Below are 18,515 nucleotides of genomic sequence, written 5' to 3'. Positions count from 1 at the left end.
CCACCCCATGACCGAGACCCGCACCATCCGCTGGGAACAGGACGAGACCGGCATCGTCACGCTGGTCCTCGACGACCCGGACCAGTCCGCCAACACCATGAACCAGGCCTTCAAGGACTCCATCGCGGCGATCGCCGACCGCGCCGAGGCCGAGAAGGACTCCATCCGGGGCATCGTCTACACCTCCGCGAAGAAGACCTTCTTCGCCGGCGGCGACCTCAAGGACATGATCCGGCTGCGCCCCGAGGACGCGGGCCTCGCCTTCGAGACCGGCACCGCCATCAAGCGCTCGCTGCGCCGCATCGAGACCCTCGGCGTGCCCGTGGTCGCCGCGATCAACGGCGCCGCCCTCGGCGGCGGTTACGAGATCTGCCTCGCCTCCCACCACCGGATCGCCCTCGACGCGCCCGGCTCCAAGATCGGCCTGCCCGAGGTCACCCTCGGCCTGCTCCCGGCGGGCGGCGGCGTCACCCGTACCGTCCGCCTGATGGGCATCGCCGACGCCCTGCTCAAGGTCCTGCTCCAGGGCACCCAGTACACCCCGCAGCGCGCCCTCGACAACGGCCTCGTGCACGAGCTGGCCGCCACCCCCGAGGAGATGCTCGCCAAGGCCCGCGCCTTCATCGACGCCAACCCCGAGTCGAAGCAGCCGTGGGACGTACCCGGCTACAAGATCCCCGGCGGCACCCCGTCCAACCCGCGCTTCGCCGCCAACCTCCCGGCCTTCCCGGCCAACCTCAAGAAGCAGCTGAACGGTGCCCCCTACCCGGCGCCCCGCAACATCCTGGCCTGCGCCGTCGAAGGCGCGCAGGTGGACTTCGAGACCGCGCTGACCATCGAGGCACGGTACTTCACCGAGCTGGTCACCGGCCAGACCGCCAAGAACATGATCCAGGCGTTCTTCTTCGACCTCCAGGCCGTCAACGCCGGCCGCAGCCGCCCGCAGGGCGTCGAGCCCCGCAAGGTCAACCGGGTCGCCGTCCTCGGCGCCGGCATGATGGGCGCGGGCATCGCCTACTCCTGCGCCCGCGCGGGCATCGAGGTGGTCCTCAAGGACGTCACCGCCGAGGCCGCCGCCAAGGGCAAGGCGTACTCCGAGAAGCTCCTCGACAAGGCGCTCTCCCGGGGCCGCACCACCGAGGCCAAGCGGGCCGAGCTGCTGGCCCGGATCACCCCGACCGCCGACGCCGCCGACCTGGCGGGCTGCGACGCCGTCATCGAGGCCGTCTTCGAGGACACCGCCCTCAAGCACAGGGTGTTCCAGGAGGTCCAGGACGTCATCGCCCCCGACGCGCTGCTCTGCTCCAACACCTCCACCCTGCCGATCTCCGGGCTCGCGGAGGGCGTGAAGCGTCCCGCCGACTTCATCGGCCTGCACTTCTTCTCGCCCGTCGACAAGATGCCCCTCGTCGAGATCATCAAGGGCGAGCGCACCGGCGACGAGGCCATCGCCCGCGCCTTCGACCTGGTCCGTCAGATCAACAAGACCCCGATCGTGGTCAACGACTCGCGCGGCTTCTTCACCTCGCGCGTCATCGGCCAGTTCATCAACGAGGGCGTGGCCATGGTCGGCGAGGGCGTGGAGCCCGCCTCCGTCGAGCAGGCCGCCGCCCAGGCCGGGTACCCGGCCAAGGTGCTCTCGCTGATGGACGAGCTCACGCTCACCCTGCCGCGCAAGATCCGCAACGAGACCCGCAAGGCCTTCGAGGCCGAGGGCCGCACCTGGACCGAACACCCCGCCGACACCGTCATCGACCGGATGGTGGACGAGTTCGGCCGCCCCGGCCGCAGCGGCGGCGGCGGCTTCTACGAGTACGACGAGTCGGGCCGGCGGACCCGGATCTGGCCCGGCCTGCGCGAGCACTTCGCCAAGCCGGACGCCAGCATCCCCTTCGAGGACATGAAGGAGCGGATGCTCTTCGCCGAGGCGCTGGACACCGTCCGCTGCCTCGACGAGGGCGTGCTCACCTCGATCGCCGACGCCAACATCGGCTCCATCATGGGCATCGGCTTCCCGGCCTGGACCGGCGGCGTGATCCAGTACATCAACGGCTACGAGGGCGGCCCGGCGGGCTTCGTCGCCCGCGCCCGCGAGCTGGCCGCCAGCTACGGCGAGCGCTTCACCCCGCCCGCCTCCCTCGTGGCCAAGGCCGAGCGGGGCGAGACGTACAGCGACTGACCGGGCCGTCCCGGGCCCGCCCGTGAGCGGGCCCGGGATGCCCCGCGGCTCAGCGGCCGGCGTCGCTCAGGAACGCGAACACCCCGCGCGCGGCGGAGCCGTCCGGCGCGGTCCAGCCGGCCAGTACCTGGCCGAGGACCCCGTCGGCGGCGGAGCCGGGACGCAGCACCCGGGACAGCGTGAGGTCGAAGAGAGGACCCGGTTCGCCCGCCCGTCCCACCCCGATGACGGTGGAGTCGGCGGTATCGGTGATCTTGCCCGGCCCGGCCAGCGGCGCTGGCACGCCCGTCCGCCCGGCCAGGACCTCCACCGTCGGGTCGGGGGTGTCGCTCTCGCTCTGAGCCTGCGCCGCAGCGTGGCCCGCCAGCAGTGCCAGCAACTGTTCGACCAGGACGAGGTCGTGGGCGCCGTCGTAGACCCAGCGCTTGCCCAGCACCCCGTGTTCGAGCGTGCCGACCAGACCGTCCCCGGCGCCGTCCAGCGGCATCCCGCGGTAGGTGAGCGGGACCAGGTAGGCGACCGGCCCGTCCCCGGAGGCGTCGGTGACGACCATGAACTCGACGCCCACCTCGCCCTCGGGGTCGTCGAGGCGGAACCCGCCCGCGCGGGCGAGCCGCGAGACGTCCCCGGTGCCCCGATACCAGGGCCTCAAGGGGAGCCAGTCGGCGAGGAGTTCGAGCTTGGTCGGGGTCAGCGTGGTGCGGTGGATGACTGCCATGGCCGCGAACCTACCCTCCCTCCGGGGCGAACGCCGCCCGCAATTCCGCCTTCAGGGAGCGCTGGAACGCCGTCACCAGGGCCTGCACCACCATCGGCTGCATGTGCGCCGACAGCGCCTTCATCGACTCCACCCGCTCCGGATCGCTCTCGCCCTCGGTGAACGGTCCCCACACCTCGTCCCGGAACAGGGCGGTCAGTTCGTGCGCCGCAGTTCGCGCGTGCTCCATCAGCACCGTACGGGCCGCGAGGATCGTTCCGTGCGCGATCGGCACGTCCAGCAGCGCGACCCCGAGCCGCAACAGCCCCACGTCCACCCGGAACCCCTCGCCCGCCTCCGCGAGCACGTTCATCGCGGCGAGCCTGCCCAGGTCGGTGTCCGACAGGCTCCGCCCGGCCCGCTTCTCCAGCTCCGCCCGCGAGAACTCCCGCGCCGCGTCCGGGGCCCAGGTGGCCACCAGCGCCCGGTGGATGGCCAGATCGTGCGCGCTCAGGTCGTCGGGGAGGGCGTCCAGGTAGCGCTGGATCGCCGACAGGGTCATGCCCTGGTGCTGGAGTTCCTCGATGAGCGCCAGCCGCGACAGGTGCTCCGGTCCGTAGTGGCCCACCCGACGGGGGCCGATCACGGGAGGGGGCAAAAGCCCGCGCGTGCTGTAGAACCGTACCGTGCGGACGGTGACACCGGCCCGGGACGCCAGTTCGTCCACGGTGAGCATCGGCTCGGTCGCCCGGTCGGCCATCGTCCGCTCCTCGCTCTCTGCTCCACAGCTTGGGTTCAACAGTATTGCTGTCGCACCAACGATGTGAAACGGCCAGGAGCTGCCCATGACCACGAACCTGCGACTGCCCGGACGACCCGAAGAGCTCACCCTGCCCGCCCTGCTGGTCCGCAACGCCGCCGAACACGGCGAGCTGCCCGCCCTCTCCTGGCGCGAGGGGGCCGCCGACTGGCGCACCCTCACCTGGAGCGAGGTCCGCCACGAGGTCGCCGTCCTCGCCGCGGGCTACGCGGCCCTCGGCGTCGAGCGCGGCGAACACGTCCTGCTGATGATGGGCAACCGGCCCGAACACTGGCTCAGCGACCTGGCGCTCGTCCACCTCGGCGCCGTCCCCGTCACCGTCTACGGAACCTCGGCGCCCGAGCAGATCGCCCACATAGCGCGCCACAGCCGGGCCCGGGTGGCGGTCGTCGAGGGCGCCGGCGAGCTGCCCCGCTGGGAGCCGCTGCTGAGGGACCCCACGGCGCCCCTGGAGCGGCTGGTGGTGGCCGAGGCCGCCGAGACGGGCCCACACACCGCGTACGCGACCGTGCGGGCGAGCGGCACCCGGCTGCACCGGGCCGACGCCTTCGAGAAGGGCTGGCGCGAGACCCGCCCCGAGGACCCGCTGACGGTGGTCTACACCTCGGGCACCACCGGCGACCCCAAGGGCGTGCGGCTGACCCATCGCAACATCATGCTCCAGTCGGTGCGGCTCGACCGCGACACGGACCTGCCCGAACACGCCGAGCACCTCTGCTACCTGCCCTTCGCGCACATCGCCGAACGGATCCTCGGCATCTACCTGCCGCTGCTGCGGGCGGCCCACGTCCGGCTCGTCGCCGACCCCACCGCCGTGGCCGCCGCGGTCCGCGAACGCCACCCCGTGCAGTTCTTCGGGGTCCCCCGGGTCTGGGAGAAGCTCGCCGCCGGCGTCAAGGCCGTCCTGGCCGGGCTGCCCGACGAGCAGCAGCGGGCCATCGAGGGGGCCGGCGCCCTGGCGCGCGCCAGGGCCGGCCACCGGGAGCGCGGCGAGGAGGTGCCGGCCGCGCTCGAAGCCTCGTACGCCGAGGCGAAGGAGCGGGTGCTGGACCCGTTGCTCCGGATGGCCGGACTGGACCGGCTCGTGTGGACGGCCAGCGCCACCGCGCCGATGCCGATCGACGTGGTCCGCTTCTGGGCGGGCTGGGGGATCACGATCATGGACGCGTGGGGGCTGACCGAGACCTCCGGCGTGTGCACCGTCAACAGGCGGGACGCCTTCCGGCTGGGCTCGGTCGGCCGCCCCATCGAGGGGTTGGAGCTGAGGATCGCCGAGGACGGGGAGATCCTCACCCGCGGGGCCACCGTCTTCGACGGCTATCTGCGCCCGGACGGGACGGTCGAGAGCGCCCACGACGCCGAGGGCTGGTTCCCCACCGGGGACGTGGGCCGGCTCGACGAGGACGGCTTCCTGTGGCTGACCGACCGCAAGAAGGAACTGATCATCACCTCGACGGGCAAGAACGTCTCCCCGGCCCTGGTGGAGAACACCGTCAAGGAACACCCGCTGATCGGCCAGGCCCTCGTCCACGGCGACGGCCGCTCCTACCTGGTCGCCCTCCTGGTCCTGGACCCCGAACTGGCCCCGGCCTGGGCGGCCGCCCGGGGGATCGGGACCGCCTCCCTGGCCGAGCTCGCCGAACACCCGGCGGTCCTGGAGGAGACGGCCCGAGCGGTGGCCGCCGCCAACGCCCGGCTCAACCGCACCGAGCAGATCAAGCGGTACCGGCTGCTCGCCGAGGAATGGGGCCCGCAGACCGGGGAACTGACCCCCTCGCTGAAACTGCGCCGACGGGTGGTCCGGGAGAAGTACGGCCCCCTGATCGAGGAGCTCTACGAGGCCCCGCCCGAGCCCCCGCGGTAGCACGCGGGGCCCGTGCCGGCGCCCCGGGCGGGCGCCGGCACGGTTCCTGACCGGTTGTCAGTGGCGGGTGCCACGATCGGCCCATGAGCTTCTTCGAAGGGCTGATCGTGCCGGACCCGCCACGGGCGGCCGAACCGGAGGAATGGCACCTCGGTGCCTACGAACCACCGGCGGTCGAGGGCCATCCGCCCTCGGACTGGTTCGTCCCGGCCCGGATCCCGCAGACCGTGGTGGTGGGGTCCGGGCCCGACACCCGGATCGTGCTGACCGGCTGGGAGGTGTGGCCCCGGTCGCTGGTGATCGGGGTCGAGGTCTTCCGGCGCCGCGTCGCCCGGGACGGCCTCCGCGGGCCGGGCCACCCCCGGCCCGGCGCCGACGGGCTGCGCTTCGGCCTGCTGCTGGCGGACGGGCGCCGCGTCACCACCCTGGACGGGGCGGCCTGGCCGGCGCCCCCGCCCACGGGCGGGGGGCCCAGACCCGTCCTCACCGCGCTCGGCGGTTCCGGCGGCACCTTCCGCCAGCGGGTGGACCTGCACCTGTCGCAACTGCCGCCGGACGGCGAGCTGCTCCTGGTGACCGAGTGGCCCGCCGAGGGCGTCCCCGAGACGCGGACCGTCTTCGACGCCACGAGGCTGCGGGCCGCGGCCGCCGGGGTGGTCGAGGTCTGGCCCGGACGCCAGCCGCAGGCCGCCGTGCGGGACGGGGAGCACCCGGGGTCCCTCGGCGCCGAAGCCGCCCCCTCCTGTTCCCGGGCTCCATCGGACCCCCAGCCCAAGCCCCACCCCACCGCTCTCCGGCCCGCGCCCATCGCCGGCCGTGCCGACTGGCAGGGGATGGGGTACGACGGCTGGGGTGACCCGGAGCTGATCCGCTCCCGGCTCGCCGCCGGGGCGGACCCGCAGGACCCCGTGGAGAGGCCGCTGCACCGGGTGGCCGGGCGGGGCGCCGAGGAGTCGGTCACCGAACTGGCCCGCCTGGCCGGGGACGTCGACGCGCTCGACGAGGAGGGCAGGACGCCGCTCTGGGAGGCGGTGGCCCGCGGCCGGGCCGACAACGCCGCGGCACTGCTGGCGGCCGGGGCCGACGCCTGGACGCCCCGCGTCGCGGGCCGCTCGCCCGGGAGCCTCGCGCTCACCACCGAGCTGGCCCCGCTCTTCGCGGACCTGCCGGGTGCGGTGCGCCCGGACCCCGAGCGGGTGGCGGCGCAGCGGGCGGCCGACGAGCAGGCCCGGGTGTTCCGGGGCGTGCACACCGAGGGGCTCGCGGTCGCCTTCGTCGCCGGGGTGGACGAGGAGGAGGTGATCCGCCGGCTGGGGGCCGACCCGGCCCGCGTCCCGGTCCTGGACCTGGACGCGGAGCCCGGACCGTACGGGACGGGCCCCGACGGCTTCGACCCGTACGGCCCGCAGGCCGGGTGGTTCCTCGGGGTGAGCGGGGTGCCGGGCGGCTGCCTCCTGACGCATCCGGGCGGGCACCTGGCGGCCTCGCCCGCCGTCCTGGCCGCGGTGTCGCCGGGCGGACGCGCGTACGGGGTCTACTTCAACCCGAAGGGCGGCACGTTCGGGTCCCTGTCCGTGGACGGCGGCGCCGTGCACCACGAGGAGATCGGCCTCATTGCCCGGGCGGACTCGCCGGAGGGCTTCTGGCTGCACCGCTTCTGGCAGTGGGGCCCGTACGGGGACATGTACGGGACGGGCTCCCTCGCCTATGCCTGCGACCGCGCGGGCCTGCCCATCACCGACCCGGGCCCCCTGCTCGGCCCGCCGCGCCGCTGGGTGGAACTCCCCACGGACAGTCCCCTGCGCGACTGAGCCCCTGCCCGCCGAGGGGTGCCCGCGCGGGGCAACTCCCGACCCGGTCCGCACTGCACCGGGGAACCCCGGCCGACAGGGGGACTGTCGGCCGGGGCGGGGTTCGATGACTCAGCCCTCCGGCGAGAAGCACGCGCCGCACTCGACGTTCCGAGGCGCGGCCGTTTCGAGATCCACCATCAGAGTCACCCCGGATCCATGCGGGCAAACGCGGCGTGGACGCCCTCCGGGACGTCTCACAACCTGGTGCGAACCCCAGGTGGCCACTACTTCACGGAACCGAGGATCGACCCACACGCGGGGCCCTTCGGAACCTTCACTCACCGCAACTCCTTCCTTCCGGAACGTAGGCGACTGTAGTGGGATCGGGCCACGCGGGTCAGGCCGCGGGCGGGGCGGCGCTGGCGGATCCACCCTCCGTGCACTCGCTGTGCATGCAGTCCCCGGCGTGGATCTCCGTGTCGGCCAGGAGCCCCCACAGGTACGCGTCCGGCTCGTAGCCGGCCTCCCTGATCGCGTCCATCGTGTGGGTCGGCGTGTCGGCGTCGCGCCGCAACGTGTCCGGGCCCTCCGGGCGGTGGTCGACGAAGCGGCCGCCCGCCGTGCCCAGCTCCCGGTACATGGCCGTGTGGAGGATGAGGACGTGCCATCCGAGGTCGACCAGCTTGGACGGTCGCAGGTGCCGTCCCGTGGCCCGGGTCGCGGCGGCCACGAACTTCAGAGCCTCCTCGACGATGTGGACGGCGAGTGCCTCCTCGACGCCGTCGTTGTCGCGCTGTACGAGGTGGACACCACCCGGGCGAACGCTTCCTCAGAGAGGAGGTGGTGGGCGAACGGCTTCAGGGCGGTGGGCGTGGTCATGCTGCTGTCCTTTCGGTTGGACGGGATGCGGGTGTGTGACCGGCCGCGGGCGCCAAGGGTGTGGGGCTCGTGGCGCCCGCGGCCGGGATCAGCGGGTACCGACGACGATGACGGCCAGGGCGCCGAGCAGGATCACGACGTACAGCAGTTGCCGCAGGCGCTCGGTCACCGAACCCGGCTCGACTGTTGCTCCACGGTCGCGAGCATGTTCCGCAGGATGCGGGCCAGGACACGCGCGTGGTTCCAGGCCGCGTGGTCACCCCGCCCCGTCGGGCCGGCGTCGACGAAGTACGACCACTCGGTGAGGGCCGCGTGGGCGCGCTCCGTCCGCCGGCCGTGTGGGGTGGCGGAGACCAGGGCGTGCAGGGCCTGCCCGCTCGCGACCAAGTCGGCGGTGAGACGGGCGACGCCCTCGGCGCCCGGCCGTTGCGAGTAGGGGGCCAGTGCCTGCCCGATGAGCTTCTCGATCTGTGCTTCGCCGGAATTCATGGGGTGCTCCCTACCGTCATCAGCGGGTGGTGAGAGACACCATGCACCCGTAGAAGTCCCATTACGAGGACCTTGGAGCGGCCTTTTGTGGTCCTCTGATAGGGCTTTGGGGTCCCTTTTCCGTGAACTCTGGCAGTCAAGAGGGCTCCCTGAGACAGTAGGTCAGGACACCTACGTACTATGGGAGTTGGAATGAGCCGACCTACCGGAAACGCCCGGTTCAAAGCAGCCCGCCAAGCCGCCGGCTACCGGACCCAGCAGGAACTCGTGGATGCCCTCGCGGCCCGCGGATTCCACATCGGACTACGGCAGGCTCGCCGCTACGAGGGTGCGAATCCGCCCCTTCCGAACCCAGAAGTACGGCAAGCCCTCGTCGACCTACTCGGCCTGCCCCTCGACGAACTCGGCTTCAACGTGCCTCCCGGCACCGGGCCTCAGGTCACCGCCAGCCTCATCGCGCCCGCGAACCGAGGCCCACTCCGTACGTCCAGCGCACCACAGCCCGCCACCGCCGGGGCCGACTTCCTCGCGGTCACCCGCGCTCATCGCCGGCTGTACTGGACCGTCGCCCCGGCGATGCTGCACCCGGCCGCCGCCGCGCACGCCACCCTCGGCGGACAACTCCTCGACGCGACCACAGGCCGTACCCGACAGACCCTTGCCGCCGCCCTCGCGGAGAGCTGGCTTCTGGCGGGCCGCATCGAGTTCTTCGACCTTCGCGAACCCGATCGTGCCGGCGACACCTGGGTTCGTGCACTCCAGGCGGCCGGAGAGGCCGACGATGCGCTGCTCGGCGCTGCGATCCTCGCCCACATGGCCTTCATTCCCGGGTGGGCTGGGCAGCGCACCGCGGCGACGGAGCGCATGACCGCAGCCCGCACCTACGCGCGCCGCGGGCAGGCCAACGGCCACGTCATCGCCTGGCTCGACGCCGTAGAGGCCGAGTGCGCCACCCGCTGCGGAGACACGCGGGCCGCCCTCGACCTCATCGCGCACGGCGAGACCGTCGTCGAGGACACTGCCGGCCAGCCGACCCCCGAGTGGATGGACTGGTTCAGTTCGATCCGGCTCGCCGCCTTCAAGGGCAACGTCCAACTGACCGCCGGACACCTGCCGCAAGCCCGCGAGACGCTGCTGCACGTGCTCGACGAGCTTCCCGGGGACGCTGACAAGCAGCGCACGGTCATCCTCGGCGACCTCGGCGCGGTCGAGGCTGCTGCCAGGAATCCGGAGGAGGCGGCGCAGTACGCCCTTCGCGCGCTGGAACTGCTGGAGGCACACTGGTATGCCACCGGACTGGAGCGGGTCCGCGAGGTGCGGCGCGCGCTCGGCCCGTGGGAGCACGAGCAGTACGTCCGCGACCTCGATGACCGGCTGTACGGCTGGGGTGCGGTGGTCAGCGCTCTCGCGTGTTGAACTCGGCGATCCGGGGCGACAGTTCGGCGAGACTCTCGATGCGGAAGGTCGGCAGCTCGCGGGCCTCGACGCTGTCCCACTGGATCGTGGCCCACGGGCCCCGCCGGACGAGCGCGGTGTGCATTCCCGCGGCGGCGCCGGGGCGCAGGTCGTTGTCGACCCGGTCACCGACGTAGAGGATCTCCGACGGCTCGGCCGGGACGACGGCGGCGACGCGCTCGAAGAACTCGGGGTCCGGCTTCGAGGCGCCCCAGTCATCCGAGGTGCCGATCAGGTCCACGTCCTTCGTGAACAGCTCGCGCAGCAGCCCGCCGGCGCGAACCGTCTGGTTCCCTGCGATGGCGAGCCACAGGCCGTCCGCACGGAGCCGGGCGAGGGTGGGCCGCACGTCGGGGTAGAGGTCGTCCTCGCCGAACCACTCGGGCTTGCCGGCGGCGGCCCGCGCTTCGCGCTGCTCGGTGAGGTCGAATCCCGGCCGGAACTCCTGGAACACATCCCGGTAGTCGCGTCCCTGGGCGATGACCGCCCCGAACACGGCCGCGAACGTGTGCCTCGGGACGCCGAGCCAGTCCGCCCAGGTGCCGTACTCCCGGGTCTCGTCCACCAGGCACTCACCGACGTCGAAGACCACAGCGCGAATCGTCATGCGGGCCAGCCTAGTGACGGCCCCGGACGCTCGACAGAGCCCCCTCCCGCCCGGAAGCGCGAGGGGGTTTCGGGGTCAGGAGCCGATGAGCGGGTAGTGGTCCGAGAGGTTGCTGTAGGTGTAGGAGGTGCCCCAGCTGGAGACCGTCCAGGGGGCCGACTGCTCCTTGACCACGTTGTTGTTCCAGTTCGCCGGGCGGGCGTTGCCCTTGCGGTACAGGACGTAGTCCAGGTCCTCGCGGGGGTCCGTCGGGTAGCGGTAGTTCGCGATCGAGTTGAGCGCCGTGTCGAAGGAGTACGGGTGGCCCGTGCGGCTGTCGGCGCCGGCCAGGTCGGCGTTGGCGAGCATGCTCGCGTACTCGGGGCTGCGCGAGTCGACGTTCATGTCGCCGGTCACTATCACCTGCTCGGCCGCCGGGATGTTCTTGGCGTCCAGGAAGGCGTCGATCGCCCGGAACTGCCGGGCGCGCATCTCCGCCGCCTCGCCCGCGCCGCAGCCCGGGTCGGTGGACTGGGCGTGGGTGCCGACCACGTGCACCCTGGTGCCGTTGACGTCCAGCACCACGTAGGCGAAGCCCTTGTTGGACCACCAGTCGGCGCCGCAGGCGTCCTTGTAGACCACCTGCTCCTTGCGGACGATCGGCCACTTGCTGAGGACCGTGACGCCGCCGTCCTCCGGGGTGGTGGAGGAGTAGGAGCCGCCCGTCGCGTCCCAGCCGCTCTTGCTGCGGCCCACGACGGGGGTCTGGTACGGGTACTGCGCGGCCGCGTCCGCCTTCAGGGCGTCCGAGGCGCCGTTGTCGAAGGCCTCCTGGAGGACCACCACGTCGTGCCCCTGGAAGAAGGAGGCCTTGGGGATCTCCGAAGCCCGGTGGTCCTGGCCCCAGTTCGGGTACAGGTTCTTGCTCATCAGGAACGTGTTGTACGTCAGGACGCTGAGCCGGGGGGTCGCGCCGGTCTCGGCGGCGGTGGCCGCGGGGGCGGTGGTGAGGGCCAGCGTGCCGGCGGCGATCGCCGCGACGGCCGTGGCGGCGGCCCGGGTGCGGCGGTGCGAGGTGTGCAGCATGAAGGTCTCCGTCATTCCTGCGGGGGAAGATCGACGCCGTCATCCAAGCAGCCGCGGTTACTTCGGGGTAACACCTGCGACAAGACTTTCTGTCCGGGCCACGACAACGTGGGGCCGGGTGCGGGCGGGCGGGCCGCCGGCCCCGCGGCGGCGATACTGGAGGAAGAACCACGCACGAATGCCGGGGGAACACGGATGACCACACACGCCAGGGAAACGGCCGCGGGCCCTCGGAGCGACCCCGAGCCGCCCCCGCCCGGCGGGGTGCTGTGGACCACCGCCGGGGACATCCGGTCCCTGCTGACCCTGCCCGCCGCCTTCACCCTCCAGGTCGCCCACCCGGCCGTCGGCGCCGGCGTCGACCAGTACTCCGTCTTCCGCACCGACCCCTGGGGACGCGGCGAGCGCTCCCTGCGCTCCGTCCAGCTGTGGGTGTACGGCGGGGACGAGGCCGCCGCGGAGGGCCGCCGGGTGCGCCGGCTGCACAAGGAGATCCGGGGCACCGACACCCGGGGGCGCCGCTACCACTCCCTCGACCCGGCCTGCTACGCCTGGGTGCACGCCACCGGCTTCCCCGTGGCCCTGCACTCCGGCCGGTACCTCTTCCGCCGCATCACCCCCGCCCAGGAGCGCCTGCTCTACCGCGAGTGGCTCCAGGTGGGCCGCATCCTCGGGCTCCGCGACCGGGACATGCCCCAGACGGTCGAGGAGTTCTGGCCGTACTACCGGCGGATGCTGGCCGAGGAGATCGAGCCCACCAAGGTGGCCCGCGAACTGCTCGCCACCGACACCGACCTGCCCCGCCCCGAGGTCGCCTCCCCGGCCCTGCGGCTGCTGCTGCGGGTCACCTGGCCGCTGCTGCGCACCGCGTACCTGCGTTTCCGGGCCTTCGTCACCGTCGGGTACATGCCGCCCGACGCGCGGGCCGTCCTCGGCCTGGAGTGGACCCCCGCCCAGGAGCGCGCGCTGCGGCGGATGAGCACGGCCCTGCGGATCCTCGTACCGTTGCTGCCCGAGCGGCTGCGCTACCTGCCGCTGGCCCGCGCCGCCCGCGCACGACGGCGCGCCGGCACCCGCTGAGGGGCACCGGCGCGCTCGTCCGCGGGCCGGATCAGTGCTCGTGGAGGTTGTTCGTCGCGGCGATCTTCTTCCAGGACTTCGGCTCCGCGGCGGGCTTGGCCGGGGCCTGGGTACGGGCGCCCGCACCCTTGGCTGCCGCGGTCGGCGGGGCGAAGGCGGGCTTGCCCGGGGTGTACAGCCAGGTCTCGAAGAGCTGGGCGAGCGGCTTGCCCGAGATCTTCTCCGCGTACCGGACGAAGTCCCCGACCTTGGCGTTCCCGTAGGCGCGCTCGGTCGGCCAGCCCTTGAGGATCTGGAAGAACTTCTCGTCGCCGATCTCGTTGCGCAGCGCCTGGATCGCGATGGCACCACGGTCGTACACGGCCCCGTGGAACTGGTTCTCCGCACCCGGGTCACCCGGCTTGACCTGCCAGAACGGGTCCTCGGCCGGACGGGAGGCGTACGTCCAGTCGGCGAGCTCCTGCGCGGTGCCCTCGCCCTCCTTCTCCGACCACAGCCACTGGCTGTAGCGGGCGAAGCCCTCGTTGACCCAGATGTCCTTCCAGTTGTCGACCGACACGCTGTCGCCGTACCACTGGTGGGCCAGCTCGTGCACGACCACCGAGACGTTCGCCCCGTTGGCGAACTGGCGCGGGCTGTAGAACGGCCGCGTCTGCGTCTCCAGCGCGAAACCGGAGGGCACGTTCGGGACGTAGCCGCCGAGCGCGTTGAACGGGTACGGGCCGAAGACCCCCTCCAGCCACTCCGCGACCTCGGTGGTCCGCTCCACGCTCGCGCGCGCCGCGCCCGCGTTGTCGCCGAGGTCCTTGCTGTACGCGTTCAGGACGGGCAGGCCGCTCGCGGTCTTGTCGGTGGTGATGTCGAACTTGCCGACCGCGAGGGTGGCCAGGTAGGTGGCCTGCGGCTTGTTGGAACGCCAGTTGTACCGGGTCCAGCCCAGCCGGGAGCTCTGCGACTGGAGCACGCCGTTGCTGATGGCCTGGGTGCCGTCCGGGACGTTGACCGAGACGTCGAAGGTGGCCTTGTCCAGCGGGTGGTCGTTGCTCGGGAACCACCAGGCCGCCGAGTCGGGCTCCTGCGCGGCGATGCCGCCGTCCGGGGTGCGCTGCCAGGCGGACCAGCCGTCGACCTTGTACTCCGAGGGCTTGCCGGAGTACTTGACGACGACGGAGGCCTCTTTCCCCTTCTGCAGCGGCTGGGCCGGGGTGACCTCCAGCTCCTGGGTCCCGGAGGTGGCGAACTTCGCCTTGACGCCGTTGACGCGGATCTCGCTGACCTTGAGGCCGAAGTCCAGGTTGAAGCGGGACAGGTCCTGCTTGGCGGTGGCCAGGAGGGTGGCCGTGCCCTCCAGGAGATCGGTCTTCGGCTGGTACTGCAGGCGCAGGTCGTAGTGGGAGACGTCGTACCCGCCGTTCCCGCTGGCCGGGTAGTACGAGTCGCCGATACCCGGGGCACCCGGACCGGCACTGGCCGCCGACGCCGGGATCACCAGCAGCAGGGAGGCGGCGAGCACGCTCGGGGCGATGACTTTGCGGTGCACGAAGAGCTCCAAGGGGTAGGGGAGGCAGATCGGTTCGGGTCTGGTCGTCCGACCGTATTCACCCCTGGCCGCTCAGGTCATGTCCATGGCCCCTGGTGTCACACGATCGCCATCCGGCCGCAAGGAAGCCGTGGCCGATGGCCCGGCCGGACGGGCACCGGTACATCGAAATCCGGACACGGTGGGGGCTCCGCCACACGGATGGCGGGAGCTCGTCGAACGGTCCGGCGCCGCCCCGGTGCGGTCTGGTACGGGGGCACGCGCACCAGGCCGCCCCGGCCGGCGGAGGCGGCCGGGGGTGTGCCCGGGGGCGACTTCCGGTCGGCCGACCGCTCCTGTCGTACCGTCACCGGCCGGGAACACATTGGCCGAATTTCGGCAGTCGACCCCGGTCGAGGGCGAACCGGTTGCCGCGCGCTCACGGCACGGCACGGCAGGGCTCGGCGGGCTCGGCGTCGGGTAGCCCCCGCCGACCGCCCCGGTGCTGCCGTGCATCCCGTCGGCGCGGGGGCCCGGGGGCACCCCGCGCCCCGGTGGGCGGGGGCCGGGGGGTACCCCGCATACTGAGCAGTCGGTAACCTGCGGCGCATGACGCTTCCTCCGCACGCCGCCCGGCACTGCTGGCACGCCGCGATCAACCCCCTGCACGCCACGATCTACTTCTCGCCCGACCTCACCACCGAGTTCGCGGCCCTCGGCGTCACCCACCGGGTCGCCGTCAACCTCGCCAGCCGCTCCGCCGCCCTGGGCGCCGTCGGACCCGGAGCGGTGACCGCGACCTTCTACAACTACCGCCACGACTACGTCACCGCGCACCTCCCCGCGGTCTGGGACACCATCACCCCGGAGCAGGCCCTCGCCGCCCGGCTGCGCGCCGCCGACACCACCCTGCGCCGCCTCCTCGGCCCCGAGGCCATCGCCTCCCCCGAACTCGCCGAAGCCGCCGACCTCGCGATGCGCGCCACGGAGGGCTGCATCCGCTCCGGCCGCACCCTCTACGCCGCCCACGCCGACCTCCCCGTCCCCGAGGAGCCGCACCTGCGCCTGTGGCACGCCACCACCCTGCTGCGCGAGCACCGGGGCGACGGTCACGTGGCCGCGCTGCTCCTCACCGGCCTCGACCCCGTGGAGGCCCTGGTCAGCCACGCCGCGACCGGCCGCGGCATGACCCCGAAGTGGGACAAGGCCATCCGGGGCTGGGAGCAGGACGACCTCGACGCCGCGGCCGCCCGGCTGCGCGCCCGCGGGGTCCTCGACGCCGCCGGCGAGCTCACCGACGAGGGCACCGCCCTGCGCGAGCGGCTGGAGGCCGAGACCGACCGCCTCGACGCGGCCCCGTACGAGCACCTCGGCGCGGACGGCCTCGCCCGGCTCCACGAACTGGGCGGCGGATTCGTCCGCCGGGCCGTCGGCGCGGGCGCCTTCCCGCGCGACCTCACCGGAAAGGCCTGAGGGGCTCCCGCCGTCCGTCACCGCCACCTGCCACAATTGGCAGCCTTCCACGCAAACGAAGGCAGGCGGGACCGCACAGTGACGATGTCCATCGAAGGCAGGATCGCCGAGGAGCTCGGCGTACGGGAACGGCAGGTCAAGGCCGCCGTCGAGCTGCTCGACGGCGGCTCCACCGTGCCCTTCATCGCTCGCTACCGCAAGGAAGCGACCGAGATGCTCGACGACGCCCAGCTGCGCACCCTGGAGGAGCGGCTGCGCTACCTGCGCGAACTGGAGGACCGCCGCACGGCGATCCTCGACTCCGTGCGCGAGCAGGGCAAGCTCGACGCCGAACTGGAGGCCCGGATCCACGCGGCCGACACCAAGGCCCGGCTGGAGGACATCTACCTGCCCTTCAAGCCCAAGCGCCGCACCAAGGCCCAGATCGCCCGCGAGGCCGGCCTGGAGCCGCTGGCCGAGGGCCTGCTGGCGGACCCCTCCGTCGAACCGGCGGTGGCCGCCGCGGCGTTCGTCGACGCCGACAGGGGCGTCGCCGACGCGGCGGCCGCCCTGGAGGGCGCCCGCGCCGTCCTCACCGAGAAGTTCGCAGAGGACGCCGACCTGATCGGCGACCTGCGCGAGCGCATGTGGACCCGCGGCCGGCTCGCCGCGAAGGTCCGCGACGGCCAGGAGGAGGCCGGCGCGAAGTTCGCCGACTACTTCGACTTCGCCGAGCCCTTCACCGCCCTCCCCTCCCACCGGGTCCTCGCCATGCTCCGCGGCGAGAAGGAGGACGTGCTCACCCTCGACCTGGAGCCCGAGCCGCCGGCCGACACCCCCGGCCCGTCCACGTACGAGGGCCTGATCGCCCGCCGCTTCGGCGTCGCCGACCGCGACCGCCCCGGCGACAAGTGGCTGGCCGACACCGTCCGCTGGGCCTGGCGCACCAAGATCCAGGTCCACCTGGGCATCGACCTGCGCACGCGGCTGCGCGCCGCCGCCGAGGACGAGGCCGTACGGGTCTTCGCCGCCAACCTGCGCGACCTGCTGCTCGCCGCACCGGCCGGGACCCGCGCCACCCTCGGCCTGGACCCGGGCTTCCGCACCGGCGTCAAGGTGGCCGTCGTCGACGCGACCGGCAAGGTCGTGGCCACGGACGTGATCCACCCGCACGTTCCCGCCAACAAGTGGGACGCCTCCCTCGCCACCCTGGCCCGCCTCGCGAAGGAGCACGCGGTCGAGCTGGTCGCCATCGGCAACGGCACGGCCTCCCGCGAGACCGACAAGCTGGCCGGGGACCTCATCGCCCGTCACCCGGAGCTGGGGCTCACCAAGGTGATGGTCTCCGAGGCGGGCGCCTCCGTGTACTCCGCCTCCGCCTTCGCCTCGCAGGAACTCCCCGGCATGGACGTGTCGTTGCGCGGTGCGGTGTCCATCGCCCGCCGCCTCCAGGACCCGCTCGCCGAACTGGTCAAGATCGACCCGAAGTCGATCGGAGTGGGCCAGTACCAGCACGACCTGTCCGAGATGAAGCTGTCCCGCTCCCTCGACGCGGTCGTCGAGGACTGCGTGAACGGCGTCGGCGTGGACGTGAACACCGCCTCCGCGCCGCTGCTCTCCCGCGTGTCGGGCATCAGCGGCACCCTCGCCGAGAACATCGTGGCCCACCGCGACGCCAACGGCCCCTTCCGCAGCCGCCGGGGCCTCAAGGACGTGGCCCGCCTGGGCCCGAAGGCGTACGAGCAGTGCGCGGGCTTCCTGCGCATCCGTGACGGGGACGACCCGCTGGACTCCTCCAGCGTGCACCCCGAGGCCTACCCCGTGGTCCGGGCGATGGGCAAGACGGCGGGCGCCGAGGTGGCCGCCCTGATCGGCAACTCCACCGTCCTGCGGTCCCTGCGGCCGGAGCAGTTCGTTACGGAGGCCTTCGGTCTGCCGACCATCGGCGACATCCTGCGCGAGCTGGAGAAGCCGGGCCGCGACCCGCGCCCCGCCTTCAAGACGGCCACCTTCAAGGAGGGCGTGGAGAAGATCGGCGACCTGGCTCCCGGGATGATCCTGGAAGGGGTGGTCACCAATGTGGCCGCCTTCGGCGCCTTCATCGACATCGGCGTCCACCAGGACGGGCTGGCGCACGTGTCGGCCCTGTCGAAGACCTTCGTCAAGGACCCGCGGGACGTCGTGAAGCCGGGCGACATCGTCCGGGTCAAGGTCATGGACGTGGACATCCCCCGCAAGCGGATCTCGCTCACGCTGCGGCTGGAGGACGAGGCCGAGCGGACGGCGGGCACCCCCCGCCCCCGTGAGGAACGCCAGGAGCGCCGCGGCGGTGGCCGGCCCCCGCAGCAGCGCGGCCAGGGCCAGAGCCAGCGGCAGGGCGAGGGCCAGGGACAGAAGCAGGGCCTGGGCCAGGGCCAGCGGCAGGGCGAGGGCCAGGGCCGGCGCGGCCAGAGCGGCCAGGGAAGCCGGCCGCAGGGCGGCCAGGGCGGCGGTCAGCGTTCCGGCGCGCCCGCCCCCGCCAACAGCGCCATGGCCGACGCCCTGCGCCGCGCCGGTCTCACCGGCCCGGACGACCGTCGGGGGCGCTCGTAGGACCGCGATCGGAAGGAATGGCTC

The 18,515-nt window shown here is 72.8% G+C and carries 15 protein-coding genes; 7 read left to right on the top strand and 8 right to left on the bottom strand.

All coding sequences use genetic code 11. The features are described 5' to 3' along the window. Window positions 1-7 precede the first annotated feature (7 nt). Window positions 8-2,179 (top strand): 3-hydroxyacyl-CoA dehydrogenase NAD-binding domain-containing protein, encoded by a 2,172-nt coding sequence (locus OG295_RS05035; RefSeq protein WP_371675744.1) that lies wholly within the window; start codon window positions 8-10, stop codon window positions 2,177-2,179. Window positions 2,180-2,228: 49 nt separating this feature from the next. Here the strand turns inward: OG295_RS05035 and OG295_RS05030 are convergent, their stop codons facing one another. Together OG295_RS05030 and OG295_RS05025 are read right to left on the bottom strand one after the other, a co-directional pair. Further along, window positions 2,229-2,897 (bottom strand): 1,4-alpha-glucan branching protein, encoded by a 669-nt coding sequence (locus tag OG295_RS05030; RefSeq protein WP_371675743.1) that lies wholly within the window; start codon window positions 2,895-2,897, stop codon window positions 2,229-2,231. Window positions 2,898-2,907: 10 nt separating this feature from the next. After that, window positions 2,908-3,636 carry a MerR family transcriptional regulator gene (locus OG295_RS05025; protein WP_371675742.1) on the bottom strand — a complete coding sequence of 243 codons (729 nt, stop codon included), beginning with the start codon at window positions 3,634-3,636 and terminating at the stop codon, window positions 2,908-2,910. Between the two features lie 85 nt (window positions 3,637-3,721). Here OG295_RS05025 and OG295_RS05020 point away from each other — a divergent pair, with 85 nt between their 5' ends. Continuing rightward, window positions 3,722-5,560, top strand: coding sequence for a long-chain fatty acid--CoA ligase (locus OG295_RS05020; protein ID WP_371675741.1), 1,839 nt, complete (start codon window positions 3,722-3,724; stop codon window positions 5,558-5,560). 83 nt (window positions 5,561-5,643) lie between these two features. Further along, window positions 5,644-7,371 (top strand): ankyrin repeat domain-containing protein, encoded by a 1,728-nt coding sequence (locus tag OG295_RS05015; protein ID WP_371675740.1) that lies wholly within the window; start codon window positions 5,644-5,646, stop codon window positions 7,369-7,371. A 379-nt stretch (window positions 7,372-7,750) separates the two neighbouring features. Here the strand turns inward: OG295_RS05015 and OG295_RS05010 are convergent, their stop codons facing one another. The 3 genes from OG295_RS05010 to OG295_RS05000 all read right to left on the bottom strand — a co-directional run bounded on the left by OG295_RS05010 (window position 7,751) and on the right by OG295_RS05000 (window position 8,721). Beyond that, the gene (locus OG295_RS05010) at window positions 7,751-8,083 is read right to left on the bottom strand and encodes a hypothetical protein (protein ID WP_371675739.1); all 333 of its coding nucleotides are present in this window, start codon (window positions 8,081-8,083) and stop codon (window positions 7,751-7,753) included. A gap of 5 nt (window positions 8,084-8,088) precedes the next feature. Next, window positions 8,089-8,232, bottom strand: a complete 144-nt coding sequence (locus OG295_RS05005) for a hypothetical protein (protein WP_371675738.1) — start codon at window positions 8,230-8,232, stop codon at window positions 8,089-8,091. A gap of 165 nt (window positions 8,233-8,397) precedes the next feature. After that, window positions 8,398-8,721, bottom strand: a complete 324-nt coding sequence (locus OG295_RS05000) for a DUF6415 family natural product biosynthesis protein (protein WP_371675737.1) — start codon at window positions 8,719-8,721, stop codon at window positions 8,398-8,400. A 192-nt stretch (window positions 8,722-8,913) separates the two neighbouring features. Between OG295_RS05000 and OG295_RS04995 the strand changes: the two genes are divergently transcribed. Next, window positions 8,914-10,137 carry a transcriptional regulator gene (locus OG295_RS04995; protein WP_371675736.1) on the top strand — a complete coding sequence of 408 codons (1,224 nt, stop codon included), beginning with the start codon at window positions 8,914-8,916 and terminating at the stop codon, window positions 10,135-10,137. Here OG295_RS04995 and OG295_RS04990 read toward each other — a convergent pair. Together OG295_RS04990 and sph are read right to left on the bottom strand one after the other, a co-directional pair. Further along, entirely contained in the window at window positions 10,118-10,783 is a 666-nt protein-coding gene (locus OG295_RS04990; RefSeq protein WP_030224780.1) for an HAD family hydrolase, read from the bottom strand. The two genes, OG295_RS04995 and OG295_RS04990, sit on opposite strands and share 20 nt — an antisense overlap. A gap of 75 nt (window positions 10,784-10,858) precedes the next feature. After that, the gene (gene sph, locus OG295_RS04985) at window positions 10,859-11,848 is read right to left on the bottom strand and encodes a sphingomyelin phosphodiesterase (RefSeq protein ID WP_371681112.1); all 990 of its coding nucleotides are present in this window, start codon (window positions 11,846-11,848) and stop codon (window positions 10,859-10,861) included. Between the two features lie 195 nt (window positions 11,849-12,043). Between sph and OG295_RS04980 the strand changes: the two genes are divergently transcribed. After that, window positions 12,044-12,928: an oxygenase MpaB family protein gene (locus OG295_RS04980; protein ID WP_371675735.1), complete on the top strand. Its 885-nt coding sequence runs from the start codon at window positions 12,044-12,046 to the stop codon at window positions 12,926-12,928. A 31-nt stretch (window positions 12,929-12,959) separates the two neighbouring features. On the opposite strand, the gene OG295_RS04975 is transcribed toward OG295_RS04980, so the two are convergent. Beyond that, window positions 12,960-14,468: a M1 family metallopeptidase gene (locus OG295_RS04975; protein WP_371675734.1), complete on the bottom strand. Its 1,509-nt coding sequence runs from the start codon at window positions 14,466-14,468 to the stop codon at window positions 12,960-12,962. A gap of 588 nt (window positions 14,469-15,056) precedes the next feature. Between OG295_RS04975 and OG295_RS04970 the strand changes: the two genes are divergently transcribed. Together OG295_RS04970 and OG295_RS04965 are read left to right on the top strand one after the other, a co-directional pair. Next, window positions 15,057-15,920, top strand: a complete 864-nt coding sequence (locus OG295_RS04970) for a hypothetical protein (protein WP_371675733.1) — start codon at window positions 15,057-15,059, stop codon at window positions 15,918-15,920. 78 nt (window positions 15,921-15,998) lie between these two features. Then, on the top strand, window positions 15,999-18,491 hold the full coding sequence (locus OG295_RS04965; RefSeq protein ID WP_371675732.1) for a Tex family protein: 2,493 nt from the start codon (window positions 15,999-16,001) through the stop codon (window positions 18,489-18,491). Window positions 18,492-18,515: the final 24 nt, after the last annotated feature.

Origin of the sequence: Streptomyces sp. NBC_01276 (assembly GCF_041435355.1) — a bacterium.
Classification (GTDB): Bacteria; Actinomycetota; Actinomycetes; order Streptomycetales; family Streptomycetaceae; genus Streptomyces.
This window is presented reverse-complemented; position numbering and strand designations above follow the sequence as displayed.